Here is a 19,645-nt window from a genome sequence, read left to right as displayed (position 1 = left end):
CGAGCGCGTGCACACTTCAGGGATACCCGGGCGTCTCGCTCCTCGCGGGCGCCGGCGGGTATCTCCGCCGGCCGCCCGTCGGTCGTGGTCTGAGACCGACCGGCCTAAGCCGCTTCCATGACCGGCGCCGTCTCCGTCCCGTTCGCTGCCTCCGTCGCTGCCTCCGTCGCCGCCTCCGACTCCGCCTCCGACTCCGCCTCCGTCTCCGCCTTCGGCCACGGCGCGCCGGCCCCGATGGCCTGGCGCCACAGGCGGATCGCCTTGGGCGGCATCCCGATCGCGAGGGCCCCGGTCACCCGGTCCCCGGTGCGGTAGACGGCCACGAACCGGCGCTCCGCCAGGTCCCCGGCCACGACGGCCACCTCGTCATGGCCGCGGAGACAGCCGTACGCCTGGATCTTCATGTCGTACTGGTCCGACCAGAAGTACGGCACGGGCGCGAACGGCTTGCGCGCGTCCGGGCGCAGCAGGTTGCGGGCGGCGGCCATGCCCTGCTCGGCCGCGTGCGTACGGTGCTCGATGCGCATGTCCACGCCGAACAGCGGGTTGTACCAGCGGGCCACGTCGCCCGCCCCGTACACGCCGGGGCCCGCGGCACAGTACGCGTCGCACACCAGCCCGTTGTCGACGGTGAGTCCGCTGTCCGCCAGCCACTCCGTGTTGGGCAGCGACCCGACGGCGACCAGGATCTCGTCGGCCTCGACCAGGCTCCCGTCGGCGAGGAGCACGCCGTCCCCGGTGATCTCCCGGACCCGGACGCCGGTGCGCAGATCCACCCCGTTCTGAAGGTGGGCCCGTGCCAGCACCTCCCCGACCTCCGCGCCGACCGCGTGCGCCAGCGGTACGGGCGCGGGGTCGATCAGGGTCACCCGCGCGCCGAGCTGCCGCGCCACCGCGGCGACCTCCGCGCCGAGGAACCCGGCGCCGACCACGGCCAGCCGCCGCCCGGGACCGAGCCGGTCCCGCAGCGCGACGGCGTCGTCCACGGTACGCAGGACATGCGCGCGGCCCGTGCGGCCCGCGCAGTCCGCGCCGTCCGCGCCCTCCGCGCCCGGCAGCCGCCGGGGGCGTACGCCGGTGGCCACGATCAGCCCGTCGTACGGCACCCGCGCCCCGTCCGTGAGCCGCACCGTACGGGCCGCCGTGTCCAGCCCGGTCGCCGCCACGCCCAGCCGCAGGTCGAGGCCGAGGGCGTCGAGATCGGCGTACGGGCGGAGCGGAAGCCGCTTGGGGCCCCACTCGCCGGACAGGATCTGCTTCGAGAGCGGGGGCCGGTCGTACGGGGCGTGCGGCTCGTCGCCGATCAGGGTGAGAGCGCCGTCGTACCCTTCCCGCCGCAGGGTCTCGGCCGCCGCGAGCCCGGCGGCCGAGGCGCCCACGACCACCACGCGCTTCAGCGGCTCCGCCGGACTCACCGGACTCACCGGACTCACCGGCTCCGTCGCGCTCATCGCTCCACCAGCCGGATCGCGGCGGCCGGGCAGATCGCCACCGCTTCGCGCACGCCGTCGAGGAGGTCCTCGTCAGGGTGCTTCTCCAGCAGGATCGCGACGCCGTCGTCGTCCCGCTGGTCGAAGACCTCGGGGGAGGCCATCACGCACTGACCCGAAGCCACGCATTTCGGTACGTCCAGCTCTACTTCTGCTCGCATGGGGGTTCGCCTCTGTTCCTTCGTGGGGGGTATGTGCTGGGAGGGGGGAGCGTTACCAGGCGACCGGGAGGCTCTGTACGCCGTACGTCGTCCCCGTGTGGTCGAACTCCAGCTCCTCGACGGCCGCGGCCAGACGCAGCGTCGGAATCCGGCGGTAGAGCGTGCTGTAGACGACCTGGAGCTCCAGCCGGGCCAGGTTCTGCCCGAGGCACTGGTGCGGCCCGTACCCGAAGGCCTGGTGCATCCGCGCCGGCCTGGTGACATCCAGCCGGTCGGCCTCCGGGAACGCCTCCGGGTCCCAGTTCGCGGCGTGCAGATCGAAGATGATCCCGTCGCCCGCCTCGATGACCGTGCCGCCGATCTCGATGTCCTCCTTGGCGACCCGCCGGACACCGGTCTGGAGGATCGTCAGGTAGCGCAGCATCTCGTCCACCGCGTTCGCGATGACCTTCGGATCGTCGCTCTCACGCACCACGGCGAGCTGGTCCGGGTGGAGCAGGAACGCCAGCGTGCCCAGGCTGATCATCGTCGCGGTGGTCTCGTGCCCGGCGATCAGCATGGCCACGCCCATGTGCACGGCCTCGGTCCTGCTCATCTCGCCGGCCGTGACCCGCGCGCCCATCTCCGAGAGCACGTCCTCGCCGGGGGCGGCCATCTTCTCGCCGAGCAGGTTGTCCAGATACGCGGCCAGCGCGTCGCTGACCTCGCGCGCCTTCTCCGGCGCCACCGTGCTGTCCAGCACCAGACCGCTGCTGCGCTGGAAGAAGTCGTGGTCCTTGTACGGGACGCCGAGCAGCTCCGCGATGACCAGCGACGGCACCGGCAGCGCGAACGCCTGGAGCAGGTCCACCGGGTTCGGGCCCGCCAGCATGGTGTCGATCAGACCGTCGACGATCTTCTGCACCGGCTCGCGCATCTTCTCGATCCGCTTGACCACGAACGGCCCGTTGACCGTCCTGCGCAGCCGTGTGTGCTCCGGCGCGTCCGTGTTCGTGATCAGCCGCGGTGTGTACGGCGCCACCTCGGCGCGGTGGGCGTTCACATACGGGAACCCTGGGTCGAGATCGTCGTCGCTCACCCGGGGGTCGGCCATCAGTGCCCGCTGGTCGGCGTGGCGCGTGATCAGCCAGGGCGTGCCGCCGTTCCAGATGCGCACTTTCGTGATCGGTTTCTTTTCCCGCAGTTCCTGTACGGCAGGAGCCGGAGCCAGCGGGCATTCGGCGGCCCGCGGCAGTGGATATGCCAGTGGCTGTTCCGCCGCGCCACCGGCGGGGCAGGTCAGGGTATTGGTCATGGTCCCTCCTCGGAACGACGAGTCGAATTCACGGTGTTCCCCCTCAGTTACGAGGATCGAGAACTTCCGAGATCAACCATCACATCGCCCACCTGCCGCCGCGAGGGAGCTTTCTCCCGAACGCATGGTGTAGCGCTCTACACCCCTCGCCCGCACCCCTCGCCCACGCCCCGGGCGTACAACGGGCGCACCCCGGGCGCGTCCATGGGCGCACACCTCACGCACCCTTCGCGCGCTCATTCGTTCGAATTTCACGGCCCCCTGGCCCATTGGCCGTAAACCGGCTGCTTCGGGACTCGACTGCGAGTCTTTCGGCCGTTCCGCGTAATCGTGGCGACTGAAGAAGCGATTCTGCCTAGGTTGCCTGAGGCGCGCCGTCGTGTTTGTTCTCTTGTCGATCAATGGCGCGCCAGGATTTGTTCAGGAGGAATTCTCGGATGTCACTCTCCCCCGAAGGCAATGGCACTCCGTCCGCGCTGCGCGAGCAATTCACGGACTCCGGATTCATCGTCCTGCCCGGGCTCATTCCCGAGTCGTTACGGACGCGGCTCACGCCCGAAGTGGATCACTGGGTGGACGGCGGGCTGCGCTCACGCTCCATAGCCGCCTGCGTCGACCCCGCCCCCGGCCCCGGCCCCGGCCCCGGCCCCGGTAACGGCACCCGCCCCGACGCCGACCCGGGCCCCGAGCTCGACGGTCCCCCGCCGCTCATGGAGCTGGAGCTGCCCGCGCACGGTGAACTCCTCACCCACGAGCCGCTGTTGAGGATGATCGCGGACCTCATGGACGCGCCGTTCGTCTTCCACCATCTGCACAGCGACCGGCACGGCCCCGGGATCCCCGGCAAATCGTGGCACCACGACCGCGAGCCGAACGACCAGGACGATCCGAAGCTGCTGATGGTCCACGCGCTGCACTATCTCGGGGGCCTCGACGGCACGATCGGCAGCCTCGTGGTGGTGCCCGGTTCCCACCGGGAGCCCTGGGGCAAGTCCGCGCTCTCCCACCTCGGCAGCGCCGAGCTGCCCGGCGAGGTGGTGGTCGACGCGCTGCCGCCCGGCTCGACCGTACTCGTCAACTCCGGCCTGCTGCACGCCCGCAGGCCCGCGCCGAGCCCGCCCGGCGCCTCTCCCCGCTACTTCGTCGACGCGTGCTACTGCCAGACCGGGGCGCGCTGGCGGCCCGTGAAGCCGTACTGGCGGCACATGCTCGCCAGAGCCCGGGCTCTCGGCCTCGACGGCGGACGGTGGCCGGAGCTGTTCGCGGAGCGGCACTTCAGCCCGTACGCCCGGTAGGCCCGTACAACCGCTCATCGCGAGACGAAGCGCGAGACCGCCTGTGACAAGGAGTGGCGTTGGTACAGATCATCGGTCCGGTCACCTTCGACGAGGTGCTCACCGCCTTCCGCCGGGACCACCCCGCGGCGCGCGACCACGAGGCGAACACCAACCAGGAGGCGGAGAACATGCTGTCCCTGGCCGACCAGATCTTCGGCACCTGGTCGAAGGCGCGGCTGTCCCGCGCCGAGATCCGCGCGGTGATACTGCCGTGGCACCTCAGCGAGGGCGGTGCGTACGCGCTCGTACCGCGCACCGGGCTGACCATCGGCCAGGCCGCCGACCTGCTGCGCTCGCGCGCGGCGGAGCTGGCCGCGGCCAACCCCCGCTGCACGGCGAAGATCGACAGGTTCCGCGACTCCCCGTTCACCTCCGTCTACTTCAGCCGGGAGCCGGTGCCGCACAGCGACTACGCGGATCTCCGTACCGGCGAGGGCCTCGTCCACCTCGACGGCCTGCACCGGCTGCTCGCCTGGGAGCTGGCCGGGCGGCTCGGCGGGCGGCTGTCCGGGCGGCTGTCACGCGACGACGACGGGCCGATCGCGTTCATCGCCGGTACTCCCGCCCCGCATGCACCGTCCGGAGGTCGACGAACATGACGCAGCCGAACACGGATCACGCGACGCGCCCCCTCACCTCACTGCCCGAACTGCTCATACGCAACGCCCTCGCCCACCCCGGCCGCCCCGCCCTCGGCGACGGCACGCGCACCCTCGACCACCGCACCCTCGACACCGTCGCCCGCCGCGTCGCGGCCCGCCTCGCCGGCCTGGGCACCGGCCGCGGTGACCGGGTGGCGCTGCTCGGCGCCAGGGACGCCCGGGTCTGCGCGGTGCTGCACGGCATCCTGCGCTCGGGAGCCGCCGTCGTACCGGTCGATCCCGGGTGGAGCCCGGACGACGTACGGCGGCGGCTGGACGCCGTCGAGGTGGGCCGCGTGCTCAGTACGACCCCGGGGACGCACGCCCCCGCGCCGTACCGCACCGAGTTCGTCGATGTCGACGCGCTCGCCGCCGGAGCCGGTCCCTCCGTCGTACCCGCCGACGTACCTGCCGATATACCCGCCGATGTACCTGTCGGCGCATGGGCGCCCGACGATCTCGCGTATCTCTCCTTCACCTCCGGGTCGAGCGGGGAGCCGAAGGCCGTCGCCGTCACCCACGCCAACGCCGTGCACTACGCGCTCGCGCTGCGCGACCGGCTCGGCCTCACCGCCGCCGACGCGCCCCGCGTCGCCCACGTCACCACGCTCGCCGCGGACCTCGGGCACACCGCCTGGCTGCTCGCGCTGGCGACCGCCGGATCGGTGCACGTCGTCACCGACGACCGGACGCGCGACCCGGAGGCGTTCTGGGCCTCGCTGTACGACGCCGGGGTGACGGTGCTCAAGACCACCCCCTCGCACCTGACCGCGCTGCTGGCCGGCCGGCCCGCGCACGGCGGCGCCCTCGGCACCGTCATCCTCGGCGGCGAGGCGCTGCCCAGGTCGCTCGCCGCGGGCCTGCTGCGGGACGGTGTCGCCACGCGCGTCGCCAACCACTACGGACCGACCGAGACCACCGTCGGCGCGACCTGCTTCCTCGCCTCCCGCGTGGCCGAACTGCCCGCGGACGAGGCCACCGTGCCCATCGGCACCGCCCTCGGCGACGTACGGCTGCGCCTGGCGCCCGGCACGGACGAGGGCGAACTCCACATCGGCGGCGCGGGCGTGAGCGCCGGGTACTTCGGCCGGCCGTCGGAGACCGCGCACCGGTTCGTCACCCACGAGGGCGTACGGGAGTACCGGACGGGCGACGTGTGCCGCCGCCGGCCGGACGGCGACCTCGTCTACGTCGGCCGGTCCGACCGCCAGGCCAAGATCAGGGGCTTCCGTGTCGACCCGGTCGAGATCGAGCACATCATCGAGAAGTTCCCCGGCGTCCGCCAGTGCGCGGTGATCGTGCGCGCCACCCCGTCGGGCAGCCAACTGGTCGCCGCCGTACGGCTGGACGACCCGTACGAGGCCGGGTCCGAGGAAGCGGAGAAGACGCTCGCCGCGCTCCGCCCGTACCTCCGCGACCGGCTGCCGGGCCACTCCGTACCGCAGCCGCTCCTCGCGCTGCCCGACTTCCCTTACGGAGCGAACGGGAAGCTCGACCGCGAGCGGCTCGGCGCCACGGTCTCCGGCCTCATCCAGTCCCGCGCGCGTACGGCACAGCAACGCAGCACACCGTCAGCCCCCACCCGGACCCCGACCGGAACCCCGCACGGGAGCGCCACGGCGTCGCTGGCGCGCACCATCGCCAAGCTGTGGGCGGACGCGCTGGGCCTGCCGCTGGTCGATCAGCACGCCAACGTACTGGAGTTGGGCGGCGAGTCGATTCTCGCCATGCGCACCATCGCGTCCCTGCGCCGGCACGGCCACCGCGTCGCGTTCGAGGACTTCTACGAGCACCCGACACCCGCCCTGCTGGCAGCGGCGGCCACGGCACCGGCGCGGCACCTCCCGCACTTCCCGGACCTTCCGCGTACGCGCCCGCACACCGAGACTCCCCCTCCGGGCCGGCTCGCCCCCGCGCAGCGCTGGCTCCTCCGGCAGCCCCTCGACGCACCACGCCACTGGAACCAGTCCGTCCTGCTGCGCTGCCGGGTCCGCGTGGACGCCGGGGCCCTCGCGGCGGCGGTCCGAGCCGTCCTGCACCGGCACACGGCGCTGCGCCGGCCGCTCGGCCCGGGCGGCCCCGGAGCGCTCAGGCCCGCGGACGACCTGGACGCGGTGAGCCACTCCCGGCTGCCCGCGGGCCCCGCCGGTTCCTCGTCCGAGACGATCGGCGCGCTCTGCACCGAACTGCACCGCGGTCTCGACCCGGAGGCCGGACGGCTGCTGAGGGTGCACCTCTTCTCCGCAGGGCCCGGCGGGGACGACCGGCTCGCGCTGATCGCCCATCACCTCGTCGTCGACGGGCTGTCGTGGCGCATCCTCCTCGACGACCTCGCCGCCGCCTACCGGGCCGCTCTCGCCGACCGGCCCGCCGACCTCCCGCCGACCGCCGACTTCTATACGTGGGCCGCCGCCGCGCCCCCGCCCGGCAGCGCCGCACACCCGGCGGTCGCGCCCCGGCTCCCGGTGGACGACGCGGCCGGGCGTACGGAGCCGACGGCCCTCACCTGGTGTCTCGACGAGCGCGCTACCGGCCGCCTCCTCGCCCGCCACGGCCGGGCCCAGCGCCTCGAAGCCGTCCTGCTCGCGGCGTTCGCCGGGGCCACCCTGGCCTGGAGCGGTCAGCGGCGCCTCGGGGTGGAGGTGGAGACCCACGGCCGCGCCACCGAACGCGCCGGGACCGACGGCGGACCGGACCGCGACGGCGGGCAGTACCTGGACACCGTGGGCTGGTTCACCGCCGTCAAGTGGCTTGCCATCAACGCCACCGACGCGGCGGACGGCACACCGCGCGTGTCCGGGACCGAGGTCGAGGATCTCGTACGGCGGACGCCCCAGCTGCCGATGGACGCCGAAGGCCCGCGCCCCGAGGCCGCGTTCAACTTCCTGGGTACGTTCCGGCTGCCCGACGAACCGTCCCTGGGCTGGACGGTCGCGGACGAACAGGCCGGTACGGCCCGCTGTACCGACGGCGACACGCTCTACCGGCTCCGCCTCACCGCCCGGATCGTCGACGACAGGCTGGTGACCGACCTGGTGTACGCGTGGCCCCGGCTCTCCCACCGTACGGCGGAGCGGATCTTCACCGCCTTCTCCCGGGCGGTGTCCGATGCCGCGGGCACCGTCGCTGTCCCCCACTCCAGGGCAGCGGTGTCCACCTCCGGCCAGCTCCTGCACCGCGGCGCCGCCCCGTTCCGCGGCGGCCGGCTCGTGGTGCGCGAGCCCGCCCCCGTACTCCTGACCGGGGCGACCGGCTATCTGGGCCGCCATCTGCTCGCCGAACTGACCGGCCGGGGCGCGCGCGTGACCTGTCTGGTGCGCGGGGGAAGCGACGCCGAGGCGGCCCGGCGGCTCGCGGGCGCCGATGCCGAGACCGTCGTCGGCGACATCACCCAGGAGGGCCTCGGCCTCTCCCCCGCCGGTCTCGCCCGCGCCCGTACCGCCCGGATCGTCGTCCACGCCGCCGCGGACGTGCGGCTGGTGGGCTCCCCCGCCGAGCTGGAGCGCACCAACAACGCCGCCGTACGGCGGCTGCTCGACTGGATCGACGCCCACGCCCCCGGCGCCCGGCTGCACCACATCTCCACGCTGGCCGTCGCGGGCGGTGTCGCCGGGCCCGTACGCCGGTTCAGCGAGGCGGACCTCCGGATCGGCCAGAGCTTCCGCACCCCGTACGAGAAGGCGAAGTTCCGGGCGGAGGAGACCGTACGCGCCTGGGCCGCCTCCGGGCGCCAGGCCGCTGTCCACCGCAGCGGCCATATCGCGGCGCACAGCCTGACCGGGGCGTTCCAGCAGAACATCGCGGACAACCGGATCTACCAGACGGTACGGGGCTACGTCCTGGCCGGAGCGGCGCCGAGCCGGCCGTCGACCACGTTCGCGTTCTCCCACGTGGACACGGTGGCGGCGGGCATCGCGGCGATCGCGGACTGTCCGTACGCGGCGCCGGGCGTCTACCACGTCGAGTCGCCGCACACCGTCGCCCACGACGAGCTGGTGGGGTGGATCAACCGCCACGGCTATCCCGTCCGGCTGACGGACGACGCCACGTTCGCCACCGCGCTGGCCCGTGCCGAGCGGCACCATCCGGACATGGCGCGGCTCGCCTCGGCCTGGGCCCAGCTCGGCGACCGCAACGTCGCCGTCGACAGCGCGTGGACCCACGCGGTGCTCGACCGGCTCGGGGTGCGGTTCGCCGAGCCGACCGCCCGCTGGTGGTCGGCCGCGCTGTCCTGGGCGACCGGCACCGGCTTCCTCCCGGCGGCCGTCGCCTCCCCCAACGGCCCCGGCCCACAGGCCGGTTCACCGTGCCCGTCCCCCAGCCGCCCCTGACCGCGACACCATTCTCACGACACGAAGGGAAGCCATGACCCAGCTCTCCCCGGCCCTCAGACAGGCCACCCCCGTCATCGCCACCAGAGGCGAGGGCATGTATCTGTACGACGCCGACGACCGCCGCTACCTCGACTTCACCGCCGGCGTCGGGGTGACCGGCACCGGCCACTGCCATCCCCGGGTCGTCGAAGCCGTGCAGCGGCAGGCCGGCCGGCTGATCCACGGGCAGTACACCACCGTGCTGCACGACCAACTCCTCACGCTCACCGCGCGGTTGGGCGAGGTGTTGCCCGCCGGTCTGGACTCGCTCTTCTATCTGAACTCGGGCAGCGAGGCGGTGGAGGCGGCGCTGCGGCTCGCCCGGCAGGCCACCGGCCGGCAGAACGTGATCGTGTTCGACGGCTCCTTCCACGGCCGCACCATGGGCGCGGCGGCGATGAGTACGGCGGGCACCCGCTTCCGTGCCGGGATCGGCCCGCTGATGCCGGGCGTCGCGGTGGCGCCCTTCCCGTACGCCTTCCGGCTCGGCATGAGCGAGGAGGCGGCCGTCGCGCACGCGCTGCGCGGCCTCGACCACGTACTGGCCACCGTCAGCGCACCGGCCGAGACGGCGGCGATGTTCGTCGAACCGGTGCTGGGCGAGGGCGGGTTCGTGCCCGCACCGCCCGGCTTCCTGGCGGGGCTGCGGGAGCGCGCCGACCGGCACGGGATCCTGCTGGTGGCCGACGAGATCCAGGCCGGCTTCGGCAGGACCGGCGCGTTCTGGGCGCACCAGCACGCGCCCGGCGTCGTACCGGACATGGTGATCACGGCGAAGGGCCTGGCCAGCGGCTTCCCGCTGTCGGCGCTCGCCGCGCCCACCGAGCTGATGAGCCGCGCCTGGCCGGGCTCGCAGGGCGGTACGTACGGCGGCAACGCCGTGGCCTGTGCCGCCGCCCTCGCCACGCTCGATGTGATCCGCGACGAGGACCTGGTGGCGAACGCCGCCGTACAGGGCGGTCTGCTGGCGGACGGCCTGCGCAAGACCGCCGCCGACTGCCCGGCCATCGCCGATGTCAGGGGGGTGGGTCTGATGGCGGGCAACGAGTTCTGCCGGCCCGACGGCTCCCCCGACCCCGCGACCGCCCAGCGCGCCCAGCGGGCCGCCGCTGATCTCGGACTGCTGCTGCTCACCTGCGGGGTGCACGGCAATGTCGTACGGATGCTGCCGGCGCTGATCGTCACGGCGGAGCAGATCGACGAGGCGCTCGCGCTGTGGGCGGAAGCGGTCGCCACAGCAACCCGGTGAAACCCCCGAAAGGACTGATCACGCCATGACCGGATCAACAACGGGCACCACGACCGGCGATGTCGGCTGGACCAGCGAGTACCTCGAATCCGCCCGCGAGGTGTGGTCGATGTCGATCTCCGACGAGGACCGCCGGCTGCTGTGGACCGACGCCCTGGCCGAGCGCTGGGGCGGCGGCGAGGCCGAGAAGGCGTACGCGGCCGTGCGCGCGTTCATCGGGCGGAGCCTGGACGCCGTGGGCTTTGTGAACGTCCGCAACCTGCTCTCCCCGGCCGCGTCCGACGCCGACCTCATCACCGCCCTCTCCTTCCTCCTGACCGAGGTGGGCGGTGCCGTACCGCAGAACGCCCAGGGCGGCCTGTGGACCGTCCTGCGCGACCGCGACGGCGACGGGGCGACCGAGCTGGGCTTCCACTGCGACACCTGTGACCTGCTCGTCCTCCTCTGTCTCCAGCCGGCGGCCGACGGCGGCGGCAACACCAAGCTGGCCAGCGCCCGGCACGTCCACGACATCATCGAGCGGGAGCGGCCGGACGTGCTCGCCCTGCTCAAGGAGGAGTGGAGGTACGACAGGACCGGCCGCGCGGGGCAGCAGATCCTCGTCACGCCGATCCTCTTCACGCAGGACGACGGGACGGTCGGCTGCTACTACCAGACCCGGACGGTACGGGCGTCCGCCGACCTCGACGCCCGCCGCCTCGACGCCCTCGACTACCTCGACGCGGTGCTCTACCGCCCGGAGATCGCCTTCGGGCTGCGGCTGGCCGCCGGTGATCTGCTGATGATCCGCAACAGCCGTGTGCTGCACGGCCGTTCCCCGTACATCGACTCGCCGGGCCCTGACGCCCGCCGGATCCTGCGCGCGTGGATGAACGAACGGTGACCGGCGACGCTCTCCCCGAGACCGGGATGAGGATCGGGGTCGTCACCGGCGGCGGCAGCGGCCTCGGCCGGGCCGCCGCGCTGGCGCTGCTGGACCGGGGCTGGTCGCTCGCGCTGGCCGGCCGGCGCGCGAAGGCCCTCGACGAGACCGCCGAACTGTCGGGCGCGGGCCCTGACCGGGTGATCTCCGTACCCACCGACATCAGCAGCCCTGACGGGGTCGCGGCGCTCTTCGCGACCGTACGCGACCACTTCGGCCGGCTGGACCTGCTGTTCAACAACGCGGGCGCGGCCGTACCGCGCCGGCCGGTCGCGGAGGTGCCGTACGAGGAGTGGAGCCGGGTGATGGACACCACCGTCACGGGCACGTTCCTCTGCGCGCAGGAGGCGTTCCGCACCATGCGCGACCAGTCCCCGCAGGGCGGCCGGATCATCAACAACGGCGCTCCGTCCGCCCATTCACCCCGCCCGAACGCGATCGCCTACACCGCCGCCAAGCACGCGGTCCTCGGTCTGACCAGGGCGCTGTCGCTCGACGGCCGCCCGTACAACATCTCCTGCGGGCAGCTCGACGTGGGCAATGTGGCCCCGGTGGACGGCAGCCCGCAGCCGCCCGCGATGCAGGCCGACGGCACGATGGCGGTGGAGGCGACCCTCCCCGTGGCGCGCTTCACCGAGGCGCTGCTGCTGATGGCGTCGATGCCGCTGGACACCAATGTGCAGTTCCTGACGGTCCTGCCGACGACGATGCCGTACATCGGACGGGGGTGACGCGATGCTGGTCAGCGCACGCTCCTTCGACGAGTACCGGGCGATGTTCGCGCTCTCGGACGACGATCTCGCCCTGCGCGTGCTGGACTGCCCGGCCGGAGCGGCGAGCTTCGCGGCGGAGGCGGGGGCCCGGGGGACGGATGTCGTAGCGGTGGATCCTCAATACGGTCCACAGGCGGACCAGTTGGGGAAACTGGCGCTGCACGAGATCGAGCACAAGCACCGGGACGTGGCGGACCACGCGTCGCGGTACGAGTGGAGCTGGTTCGGCGGTCCGGAGCGGTACACGCGGCTGCGTGCCGGGTCCGCGCGCGCCTTCGCCGCCGATATCGAGGCCCGCCCGGAGCGTTACGTCGAGGCCGCCCTGCCCCACCTGCCGTTCGCCGACCGCTCCTTCGACCTCGTCCTCAGCTCGCACCTGCTGTTCTCGTACGGGGCGCGGCTGAGCGAGGAGTTCCACTTCAGCGCGCTGCTCGAACTGGTCAGGGTGGCCCGGCGGGAGGTGCGGATCTACCCGGTGGTGCAGCACACCAGCGACCGCCGCTACCCGGGTCTCGACCGGCTGCGCACCACGCTCGACGGTCTGGGCGTGGAGTCGCGGCTCGACCGGGTGGGTTACGCGTTCCAGCCGGGCGCCGACGAGACGCTCGTCCTCGACTGCGCCCACCACGGCCCGCTCCCCACGGCCAGACCAGGCGCCGCCGACCACGACCCGGTGCGCTGGCGCCACCTGGACGAGTAGCGGCCGGAATCGGCCGGAATCCGGGAGCCGCCTCTGCCCCCACCCCGGCGCGGGCGGAGGCGGCTCCGGGCGCCCGCCTCAGTACTGGGTGCAGTACGCGCCCTTGCCCGGCCCAAGGGTCGCGCCCGCCCGGCGCGTCGCTCTCCGAGCCGTGGGCCGCCAGAGACAGTTACGGTGCGCATAGCCTCTGGGTAGAACAGCTCATACGGTTAGACTCTCGCGACCGCACACGGGAGAGCACAGGGCACGGGGAGGCGCGCGACAGATGGGGCAAGCAAAGAAGATCGTGCTGTACGGACTCGCCGTGTTCGTGCTGTACACGATCATCACTTCTCCTAAGCGGTCCGCCGAACTCGTGGGGGTAGGGTTCGAGGGCATCGCGAGCGCCGCGCAGGGCGTCGGCGAGTTCATGACGTCGCTCGTCAATTAGCGCCGCGCCCGCCCCCCGCCGTACCGCAGGAGCACCCCTTGATCCGTCACCTGGTCCTCTTCAAACTCAACGACGGCGTCGCGCGCGACGAGCCCCGGGTGATCGCCGGGGTGACGGCCTTCGAGGAGCTGGGCGGGCAGATCCCCGAGCTCGCGTTCTGGGAGTGCGCCTGGAACATCAGCGACCGGCCGATCGCCTACGACTACGCCATCAACGCGGCGGTCGCCGACCCGGCCGCGCTCCAGCTCTATCTGGACCACCCGGCCCATCAGGCCGGTGTCGCGAAGTGGCGCGAATTCGCCACCTGGGTGATCGCCGACTACGAGTTCTGAGCGGTCCACGCCCCTCCCCCACACCGGTTCGGTGTGGGGTTTTTGGGTTTATTACCCCATCATGACGTCAACACGGTTTTTTCGGGTGCTTGCACAGAGTGGGCATGTCTTGTGATGCTATGACCGCTTTTGACGGATGAGTTGACCTAGTCGACCGCAAAGGGGTGGCGTTACCGTGCCGGCCAGTACGACACCACCCTGCGCGCCTCCCAGCGCACCACTCGCACCACTCGCGCCCCCTGCACCTCCCGCGCCTCCCTGCGCGCCCCCTCAGGTGCTGCCCCAGGCGGAACCCCCGGTCGAGATCCTCACCGAGACCGCGCCGCTCCCCGAGTCCGGGCCCCTGACCGGGGCGGGCACGCGCCCCACCCCGGGGAGCCGCGGCGCCGACACCAGGGCGCTCACCCAGGTGCTCTTCGCCGAACTGAAGGGCCTGGAGCCGGGCTGCCCGGCACACACCCGGGTACGGGGCGCCCTCATCGAGGCGAATCTGCCCCTGGTGCGCTACGCCGCCGCACGCTTCCGCAGCCGTAACGAGCCGATGGAGGACGTCGTCCAGGTCGGCACGATCGGTCTGATCAACGCCATCGACCGGTTCGACCCGGACCGCGGGGTCCAGTTCCCCACCTTCGCGATGCCGACCGTCGTCGGCGAGATCAAACGCTACTTTCGGGACAATGTGCGGACCGTCCACGTACCGCGCCGGCTGCACGAGCTGTGGGTCCAGGTCACCGGCGCCACCGAGGACCTGACGACCGCTCACGGCCGCTCCCCGACCACCGCCGAGATCGCCGAGCGGCTGAAGATCTCCGAGGACGAGGTGCTCGCCTGCATCGAGGCGGGACGCTCGTACCACGCGACCTCCCTGGAGGCCGCCCAGGAGGGCGACGGGCTCCCCGGGCTGCTGGACCGGCTCGGCTACGAGGACCCCGCGCTGGCCGGCGTCGAGCACCGCGACCTGGTGCGCCATCTGCTGGTGCAACTGCCCGAGCGGGAGCAGCGGATTCTGATGCTGCGTTACTACAACAACCTGACGCAGTCCCAGATCAGTCAGGAGCTGGGCGTTTCGCAGATGCATGTGTCAAGGCTGTTGGCGCGAAGTTTCGCGCGGTTGCGATCCGCAAATCGGATCGAGGCTTAACCCTCGCAGGTAAAAACCTGTCAGCTCAACCCCTCCCACGAAAAGCCACATACCCCCATATTCGCGGACGTTCCAAGCGGCAACTTGTCGACATGTCACTACAGCGTGTTGCCGACATGTGACATTCTGCTGGAACCGCGTTTGCCGCAGTCCCGCCGCCGGTATTCAGGTGGAGGCTGCGTTCCTCCGACGGGAGCGCCGCCGCGACCGTCCGCGACCTCAAGGGGGTGGCATGTCCGTAGAACAGGGCAGCTCGAAGGTGCTCACGCTCACGAAGACCGCGTCAGCGCCGACGCCGAATGCGCTCGACCACGTGGTCCCGCCAGTGCAGCCACGCGCGTCCCAGCCGGAAGCCATCGACACCCGTACTCTGTCCCGCTCCCTGTTCCTGCGGCTCGCCGTGCTCGAACAGGACAGTCCGGAGCGCGCCTACGTACGTGACACCCTCATCGAGCTGAACCTGCCGCTCGTGCGGTACGCGGCGGCCAGGTTCCGCAGCCGCAACGAGCCGATGGAGGACATCGTCCAGGTCGGCACGATCGGCCTGATCAAGGCGATCGACCGGTTCGACTGCGAACGCGGCGTGGAATTCCCGACGTTCGCGATGCCGACGGTCGTCGGCGAGATCAAGCGCTTCTTCCGGGACACCTCGTGGTCCGTACGGGTCCCGCGCCGGCTCCAGGAGCTGCGTCTCGCGCTGACCAAGGCCAGCGACGAGCTGGCGCAGAAGCTCGACCGCTCGCCCACCGTGCCCGAACTCGCCGCCGTGCTGGGCGTGTCCGAGGAGGACGTGGTCGACGGCCTGGCCGTCGGCAACGCGTACACGGCGTCCTCGCTGGACTCCCCCTCGCCCGAGGACGACGGCGGCGAGGGCTCGCTCGCGGACCGGCTCGGGTACGAGGACATGGCGCTGGAAGGCGTCGAGTACCGCGAGTCCCTCAAGCCGCTGCTGGCCAAACTGCCGCCGCGCGAACGGCAGATCATCATGCTGCGGTTCTTCGCGAACATGACGCAGTCCCAGATCGGCGAAGAGGTCGGCATCTCACAGATGCATGTCTCACGCCTGCTCACCCGCACACTCGCGCAGCTGCGGGAAGGGCTCATCTCCGACTGAGGAACGCCGAACCCCGCCCCTCGTCCGCGTACCAGTGCGGCACGAACGCCCGGGCGGGGTTCGGATACGTGCGATATGGGTCGTTCCGATACGGCTCGACGCCGTCAGAAGGCCAGCCAGGCCACCACGGCCAGAACCGCGACGGCCAGGACCACGCCGACGATCACTCCGGTCTTCGGCCCGCCCTGCTGCTGAGGCGCCTGTCGGCGCTCAGGCTCGCCGTCGTCGACAAACGCGCGGAACATCTGGGTGCTGCCCGCCGGGTCGGGATTTCCCTCGGGTCCCTGCGGGGCATGGGGGTTGTGTGCCATGTGGCAGGACCCTAGCGAACACGCGGCCCCCGCCCAACTCCGGGCCCCGGATCCCGGCCGCGACCTTGCCCGTACCCCCGGCTCACGCGAGCGGCGCGCCCAGGCGTTGACCTCGGCCATGCGAAGCTTTTTGGGTTCCTTTACCGCAGTAGGTCCGATTTAGTTTGCCTGTAACAACCAAATTCTTCTATGGTTTCATGGTTGCCCCAAGCAACGAAATATCGGGAGGGCCCATGACGGCGACGAGGAGCCGGTACACGGAACTGGCTCGGCAGCTCAGCGCCGTAGGTGCCGTCAAACGCGGTCTCGCCCGGGTCATGCCCACCGAGTGCCCGGCCGGCTCGGCCGCCGTACTGACCCTGCTGGACCAGCACGGCGAGATGCGGCTGGGCCGCCTCTCCGAACTGCTCGCCGTCGATACGTCGGTCACCAGCCGGCATGTCGCGCACCTGACCGAGCGTGGCTGGATCGAGCGCCTGCCCGACCCCGCCGACAAGCGCTCGCGCATCCTGCGGCTGACCCCCGTGGGAAGCGCCATGGTCGACGACCTGTCCCGGCGGGCGACCGAGCTGTTCGCACAGACGCTCGACGACTGGACCGACGACGAGGTCGACCGGCTGAACGCGCTGCTCGCGCGGCTGCGCCACGACTTCGGCGACCGCCGGGACCGGCCTTACGGGGACCCTCGTCCCCCGGCGCCGACCGCCGGTTCGCGCCCGTAACACCCGTAACACCCGTAACACCCGTAGACGACACAGACACGTAAGACAAGGAACATCCATGGCTACGACCACACCAACGGGTGTGCGGGGCGGCCACGCCAAGCACGGTGGCGATCCCGCCGCCGCGGCCGGCACGCCGATGACGCACCGTCAGATCATGGAGGCCCTCTCCGGGCTCCTCCTGGGCATGTTCGTCGCGATCCTCTCCTCGACGATCGTCTCCAACGCCCTCCCCCACATCATCTCCGACCTCGGCGGCGGCCAGAGCGCCTACACCTGGGTGGTCACCGCGGCGCTGCTGTCGATGACGGCGACCACCCCGCTCTGGGGCAAGCTCTCCGACCTCTTCAGCAAGAAGCTCCTGGTCCAGATAGCCCTGGTCATCTATGTCCTGGGCTCCGTCGTGGCCGGGCTCTCGCAGAACGCGGGCATGCTGATCGCCTGCCGCGTCGTCCAGGGCATCGGCGTCGGCGGGCTCTCCGCCCTCGCCCAGATCGTCATGGCCGCGATGATCGCCCCGCGCGAGCGCGGCAGGTACAGCGGCTACCTCGGCGCGACCTTCGCCGTCGCGACCGTAGGCGGCCCGCTGCTCGGCGGCGTCATCACGGACACCTCGTGGCTGGGCTGGCGCTGGTGCTTCTACGTCGGCGTACCGTTCGCGGTCATCGCGCTGATCGTCCTCCAGAAGACCCTGAAGCTCCCCGTCGTCAAGCGCGAGGTCAAGGTCGACTGGGGCGGCGCCGTCTTCATCAGCGCCGCCGTCTCCCTGCTGCTCGTCTGGGTCACCTTCGCGGGTGACAAGTACGACTGGCTCTCCTGGCAGACGGCCGCCATGGTCGGCGGCTCGCTGGTGCTCGGCGCGCTCTTCGTCCTCACCGAGACCAGGGCGAGCGAGCCGATCATCCCGCTGCGCCTCTTCCGCAACCGCACGATCACGCTGGCCTCGCTCGCCTCGCTCTTCGTCGGTGTCGCGATGTTCGCCGGCACGGTCTTCTTCAGCCAGTACTTCCAGCTGGCCAGGGACAAGTCGCCGACGATGTCCGGTGTCATGACCATCCCCATGATCGGCGGCCTGTTCGTCTCGTCCACCGTCTCCGGTCTGATCATCACCAAGACCGGCCGCTGGAAGGCATGGCTGGTCAGCGGTGGCGCGCTGCTGACCGCCGGGCTCGGCCTGCTGGGCACGATCCGGTACGACACCCCGTACTGGCACATCGGGATCTACATGGCGCTGCTGGGCCTCGGCGTCGGCATGATGATGCAGAACCTGGTGCTGGCCACCCAGAACCAGGTGGCGCCGGAGGACCTCGGCTCGGCCAGCTCCGTCGTCACCTTCTTCCGCTCGCTGGGCGGCGCGGTCGGCGTCTCGGCGCTGGGCGCGGTGCTCGCCAACCGGATCACGCACTACGTCGAGGAGGCCGCCCCGGGCCACAAGAGCACCAGCGGCGGGGGCATCCCCGACCTGGCGACGCTGCCGGCGCCGGTGCGGCAGATCGTGGAGTCGGCGTACGGGCACGGGGTGGCGGACGTGTTCCTGTTCGCGGCGCCGGCCGCGTTCGTCGCCTTCCTGCTGACGCTGTTCATCAAGGAGGTCGCGCTGCGGTCGCGGCACTCGGGCGCGTCGGACGCGTCGGGCGCGTCGGACGCATCGGGGTCGGAGCAGGCCGCTCCCGGGGCTTCCGTCGAAGCGCCGGTCATGGTCGCCACCGTGCCGGCCCCGACCTCCTACAGCGGTTCGCCCCAGTACGCGGGGGCCGCACAGAGCACAGCCGGAACGGTGGATCTCATGGAAGCCACAGCGGCCCCCACGTCCCCAACCCCCGGCACCCCCGTGCACGGGTCGGTGCTCGGCTCCGAGGGCGCCCCGGTGCCCGGCGCGGCCGTCACGCTGATCTCCCTGACCGGCCGTCAGCTGGCCCGCGCGGTCGCCCGTCCCGACGGCGGGTACTCCCTGGACGCGCCGGGCGCCGGTTCGTACGTCCTGATCTCCTCCGCCGACGGCTTCCAGCCGCAGGCGTCCACGGTGGTCACCGGCGACGAGCCGCTCCCGTACGACATCCGGCTCTCCGGTACGAGCGGCCTCGCCGGGACCGTGCGCGCCGCCGACGGCGGGCTGCCCGTGGAGGGCGCGATGGTCATCGTGACCGATGTCCGCGGCGATGTGCTGGCCAGCGGGAAGTCCGCCGGGCAGGGCGAGTTCGCCTTCGGCGAGCTGGTCCCCGGTGCGGTGACGGTCGCCGTCAACGCGAGCGGTTTCCGGCCGCTGGCGCTGCCGGTGGACATCGGCGGCCAGGGCGTGACCCGGATCGACGTGGCCCTCCGCGCCGGCGCCCTGCTCCAGGGCACGGTACGGGCCGGCGCCGGCCGGCGGCCCGCGCCGGACGCCCGCGTCACGCTGGTCGACGCGGCCGGGAACGTGGTCGCGTCGGCGACGACCGGCGAGGACGGCGCGTACGCCTTCACCGACCTGGACTCTGGCGAGTACACGGTCATCGCGACCGGATACCCTCCGGTGGCCGGTGCGTTGACGGTCGCCGGCCGGGGCGTCGACGGCCACGACATCGAACTCGCCCACCCCGGCGAGTAGTTCCCGTCCGTTGGTTCCCGTCCGTCCGTCGGGCGTGATGCTGGTGAGCTCGTGAGATCGAGGAGATG

At 71.9% G+C, this 19,645-nt stretch carries 17 protein-coding genes; 13 read left to right on the top strand and 4 right to left on the bottom strand.

Annotation, left to right across the window (positions count from 1 at the left end; translation table 11 throughout):
- Nucleotides 1-104: 104 nt before the first annotated feature.
- From AB0389_RS33860 to AB0389_RS33850, 3 genes are read right to left on the bottom strand one after another with little or no spacing between them, the layout of a single operon-like run.
- Nucleotides 105-1,397, bottom strand: coding sequence for an FAD-dependent oxidoreductase (locus AB0389_RS33860; protein WP_366399386.1), 1,293 nt, complete (start codon nucleotides 1,395-1,397; stop codon nucleotides 105-107).
- Between the two features lie 50 nt (nucleotides 1,398-1,447).
- Nucleotides 1,448-1,651, bottom strand: a complete 204-nt coding sequence (locus AB0389_RS33855; RefSeq protein ID WP_366399379.1) for a ferredoxin — start codon at nucleotides 1,649-1,651, stop codon at nucleotides 1,448-1,450.
- A 52-nt stretch (nucleotides 1,652-1,703) separates the two neighbouring features.
- Nucleotides 1,704-2,945: a cytochrome P450 gene (locus tag AB0389_RS33850; RefSeq protein ID WP_366399378.1), complete on the bottom strand. Its 1,242-nt coding sequence runs from the start codon at nucleotides 2,943-2,945 to the stop codon at nucleotides 1,704-1,706.
- Between the two features lie 437 nt (nucleotides 2,946-3,382).
- Here AB0389_RS33850 and AB0389_RS33845 point away from each other — a divergent pair, with 437 nt between their 5' ends.
- The 11 genes from AB0389_RS33845 to AB0389_RS33795 all read left to right on the top strand — a co-directional run bounded on the left by AB0389_RS33845 (nucleotide 3,383) and on the right by AB0389_RS33795 (nucleotide 15,957).
- Nucleotides 3,383-4,240, top strand: coding sequence for a phytanoyl-CoA dioxygenase (locus tag AB0389_RS33845; RefSeq protein WP_366399377.1), 858 nt, complete (start codon nucleotides 3,383-3,385; stop codon nucleotides 4,238-4,240).
- 59 nt (nucleotides 4,241-4,299) lie between these two features.
- Nucleotides 4,300-4,881, top strand: a complete 582-nt coding sequence (locus AB0389_RS33840) for a DUF6309 family protein (RefSeq protein ID WP_366399376.1) — start codon at nucleotides 4,300-4,302, stop codon at nucleotides 4,879-4,881.
- Nucleotides 4,878-9,254, top strand: a complete 4,377-nt coding sequence (locus tag AB0389_RS33835; RefSeq protein WP_366399375.1) for an AMP-binding protein — start codon at nucleotides 4,878-4,880, stop codon at nucleotides 9,252-9,254. Before AB0389_RS33840 ends, AB0389_RS33835 begins: the two co-directional genes overlap by 4 nt.
- A 34-nt stretch (nucleotides 9,255-9,288) precedes the next feature.
- Nucleotides 9,289-10,545: an aminotransferase class III-fold pyridoxal phosphate-dependent enzyme gene (locus AB0389_RS33830; RefSeq protein WP_366399374.1), complete on the top strand. Its 1,257-nt coding sequence runs from the start codon at nucleotides 9,289-9,291 to the stop codon at nucleotides 10,543-10,545.
- 25 nt (nucleotides 10,546-10,570) lie between these two features.
- Nucleotides 10,571-11,428: a TauD/TfdA family dioxygenase gene (locus tag AB0389_RS33825; protein WP_366399373.1), complete on the top strand. Its 858-nt coding sequence runs from the start codon at nucleotides 10,571-10,573 to the stop codon at nucleotides 11,426-11,428.
- 26 nt (nucleotides 11,429-11,454) lie between these two features.
- Nucleotides 11,455-12,198, top strand: coding sequence for an SDR family oxidoreductase (locus AB0389_RS33820; protein WP_366399385.1), 744 nt, complete (start codon nucleotides 11,455-11,457; stop codon nucleotides 12,196-12,198).
- A 4-nt stretch (nucleotides 12,199-12,202) separates the two neighbouring features.
- Nucleotides 12,203-12,940: a methyltransferase domain-containing protein gene (locus AB0389_RS33815; RefSeq protein WP_366399372.1), complete on the top strand. Its 738-nt coding sequence runs from the start codon at nucleotides 12,203-12,205 to the stop codon at nucleotides 12,938-12,940.
- Between the two features lie 265 nt (nucleotides 12,941-13,205).
- Nucleotides 13,206-13,370 carry a hypothetical protein gene (locus AB0389_RS33810; protein WP_366399371.1) on the top strand — a complete coding sequence of 55 codons (165 nt, stop codon included), beginning with the start codon at nucleotides 13,206-13,208 and terminating at the stop codon, nucleotides 13,368-13,370.
- Nucleotides 13,371-13,408: 38 nt separating this feature from the next.
- The gene (locus AB0389_RS33805) at nucleotides 13,409-13,702 is read left to right on the top strand and encodes a Dabb family protein (RefSeq protein WP_366399370.1); all 294 of its coding nucleotides are present in this window, start codon (nucleotides 13,409-13,411) and stop codon (nucleotides 13,700-13,702) included.
- A 343-nt stretch (nucleotides 13,703-14,045) separates the two neighbouring features.
- Nucleotides 14,046-14,843 carry an RNA polymerase sigma factor SigF gene (locus AB0389_RS33800; RefSeq protein WP_366399384.1) on the top strand — a complete coding sequence of 266 codons (798 nt, stop codon included), beginning with the start codon at nucleotides 14,046-14,048 and terminating at the stop codon, nucleotides 14,841-14,843.
- A 232-nt stretch (nucleotides 14,844-15,075) separates the two neighbouring features.
- On the top strand, nucleotides 15,076-15,957 hold the full coding sequence (locus AB0389_RS33795) for an RNA polymerase sigma factor SigF (RefSeq protein WP_366399369.1): 882 nt from the start codon (nucleotides 15,076-15,078) through the stop codon (nucleotides 15,955-15,957).
- 104 nt (nucleotides 15,958-16,061) lie between these two features.
- On the opposite strand, the gene AB0389_RS33790 is transcribed toward AB0389_RS33795, so the two are convergent.
- Nucleotides 16,062-16,268 (bottom strand): hypothetical protein, encoded by a 207-nt coding sequence (locus AB0389_RS33790; protein ID WP_366399368.1) that lies wholly within the window; start codon nucleotides 16,266-16,268, stop codon nucleotides 16,062-16,064.
- Nucleotides 16,269-16,501: 233 nt separating this feature from the next.
- Between AB0389_RS33790 and AB0389_RS33785 the strand changes: the two genes are divergently transcribed.
- Together AB0389_RS33785 and AB0389_RS33780 are read left to right on the top strand one after the other, a co-directional pair.
- Nucleotides 16,502-16,990 carry a MarR family transcriptional regulator gene (locus tag AB0389_RS33785; RefSeq protein WP_366399367.1) on the top strand — a complete coding sequence of 163 codons (489 nt, stop codon included), beginning with the start codon at nucleotides 16,502-16,504 and terminating at the stop codon, nucleotides 16,988-16,990.
- Between the two features lie 58 nt (nucleotides 16,991-17,048).
- Nucleotides 17,049-19,577 carry an MFS transporter gene (locus tag AB0389_RS33780; protein WP_366399366.1) on the top strand — a complete coding sequence of 843 codons (2,529 nt, stop codon included), beginning with the start codon at nucleotides 17,049-17,051 and terminating at the stop codon, nucleotides 19,575-19,577.
- The last annotated feature ends 68 nt before the right edge of the window (nucleotides 19,578-19,645 follow it).

This window comes from Streptomyces sp. NPDC093109 (assembly GCF_040701725.1).
GTDB lineage: Bacteria > Actinomycetota > Actinomycetes > Streptomycetales > Streptomycetaceae > Streptomyces.
This window is presented reverse-complemented; position numbering and strand designations above follow the sequence as displayed.

Excerpts from the sequence above, each read along its gene's own strand:
- AB0389_RS33855 (WP_366399379.1), bottom strand. The coding sequence starts at position 1,651 with ATGCGAGCAGAAGTAGAGCTGGACGTACCGAAATGCGTGGCTTCGGGT.
- AB0389_RS33850 (WP_366399378.1), bottom strand. The coding sequence starts at position 2,945 with ATGACCAATACCCTGACCTGCCCCGCCGGTGGCGCGGCGGAACAGCCA.
- AB0389_RS33845 (WP_366399377.1), top strand. The coding sequence starts at position 3,383 with ATGTCACTCTCCCCCGAAGGCAATGGCACTCCGTCCGCGCTGCGCGAG.
- AB0389_RS33835 (WP_366399375.1), top strand. The coding sequence starts at position 4,878 with ATGACGCAGCCGAACACGGATCACGCGACGCGCCCCCTCACCTCACTG.
- AB0389_RS33830 (WP_366399374.1), top strand. The coding sequence starts at position 9,289 with ATGACCCAGCTCTCCCCGGCCCTCAGACAGGCCACCCCCGTCATCGCC.
- AB0389_RS33825 (WP_366399373.1), top strand. The coding sequence starts at position 10,571 with ATGACCGGATCAACAACGGGCACCACGACCGGCGATGTCGGCTGGACC.
- AB0389_RS33820 (WP_366399385.1), top strand. The coding sequence starts at position 11,455 with ATGAGGATCGGGGTCGTCACCGGCGGCGGCAGCGGCCTCGGCCGGGCC.
- AB0389_RS33815 (WP_366399372.1), top strand. The coding sequence starts at position 12,203 with ATGCTGGTCAGCGCACGCTCCTTCGACGAGTACCGGGCGATGTTCGCG.
- AB0389_RS33810 (WP_366399371.1), top strand. The coding sequence starts at position 13,206 with ATGGGGCAAGCAAAGAAGATCGTGCTGTACGGACTCGCCGTGTTCGTG.
- AB0389_RS33795 (WP_366399369.1), top strand. The coding sequence starts at position 15,076 with ATGTCCGTAGAACAGGGCAGCTCGAAGGTGCTCACGCTCACGAAGACC.
- AB0389_RS33790 (WP_366399368.1), bottom strand. The coding sequence starts at position 16,268 with ATGGCACACAACCCCCATGCCCCGCAGGGACCCGAGGGAAATCCCGAC.
- AB0389_RS33785 (WP_366399367.1), top strand. The coding sequence starts at position 16,502 with ATGACGGCGACGAGGAGCCGGTACACGGAACTGGCTCGGCAGCTCAGC.
- AB0389_RS33780 (WP_366399366.1), top strand. The coding sequence starts at position 17,049 with ATGGCTACGACCACACCAACGGGTGTGCGGGGCGGCCACGCCAAGCAC.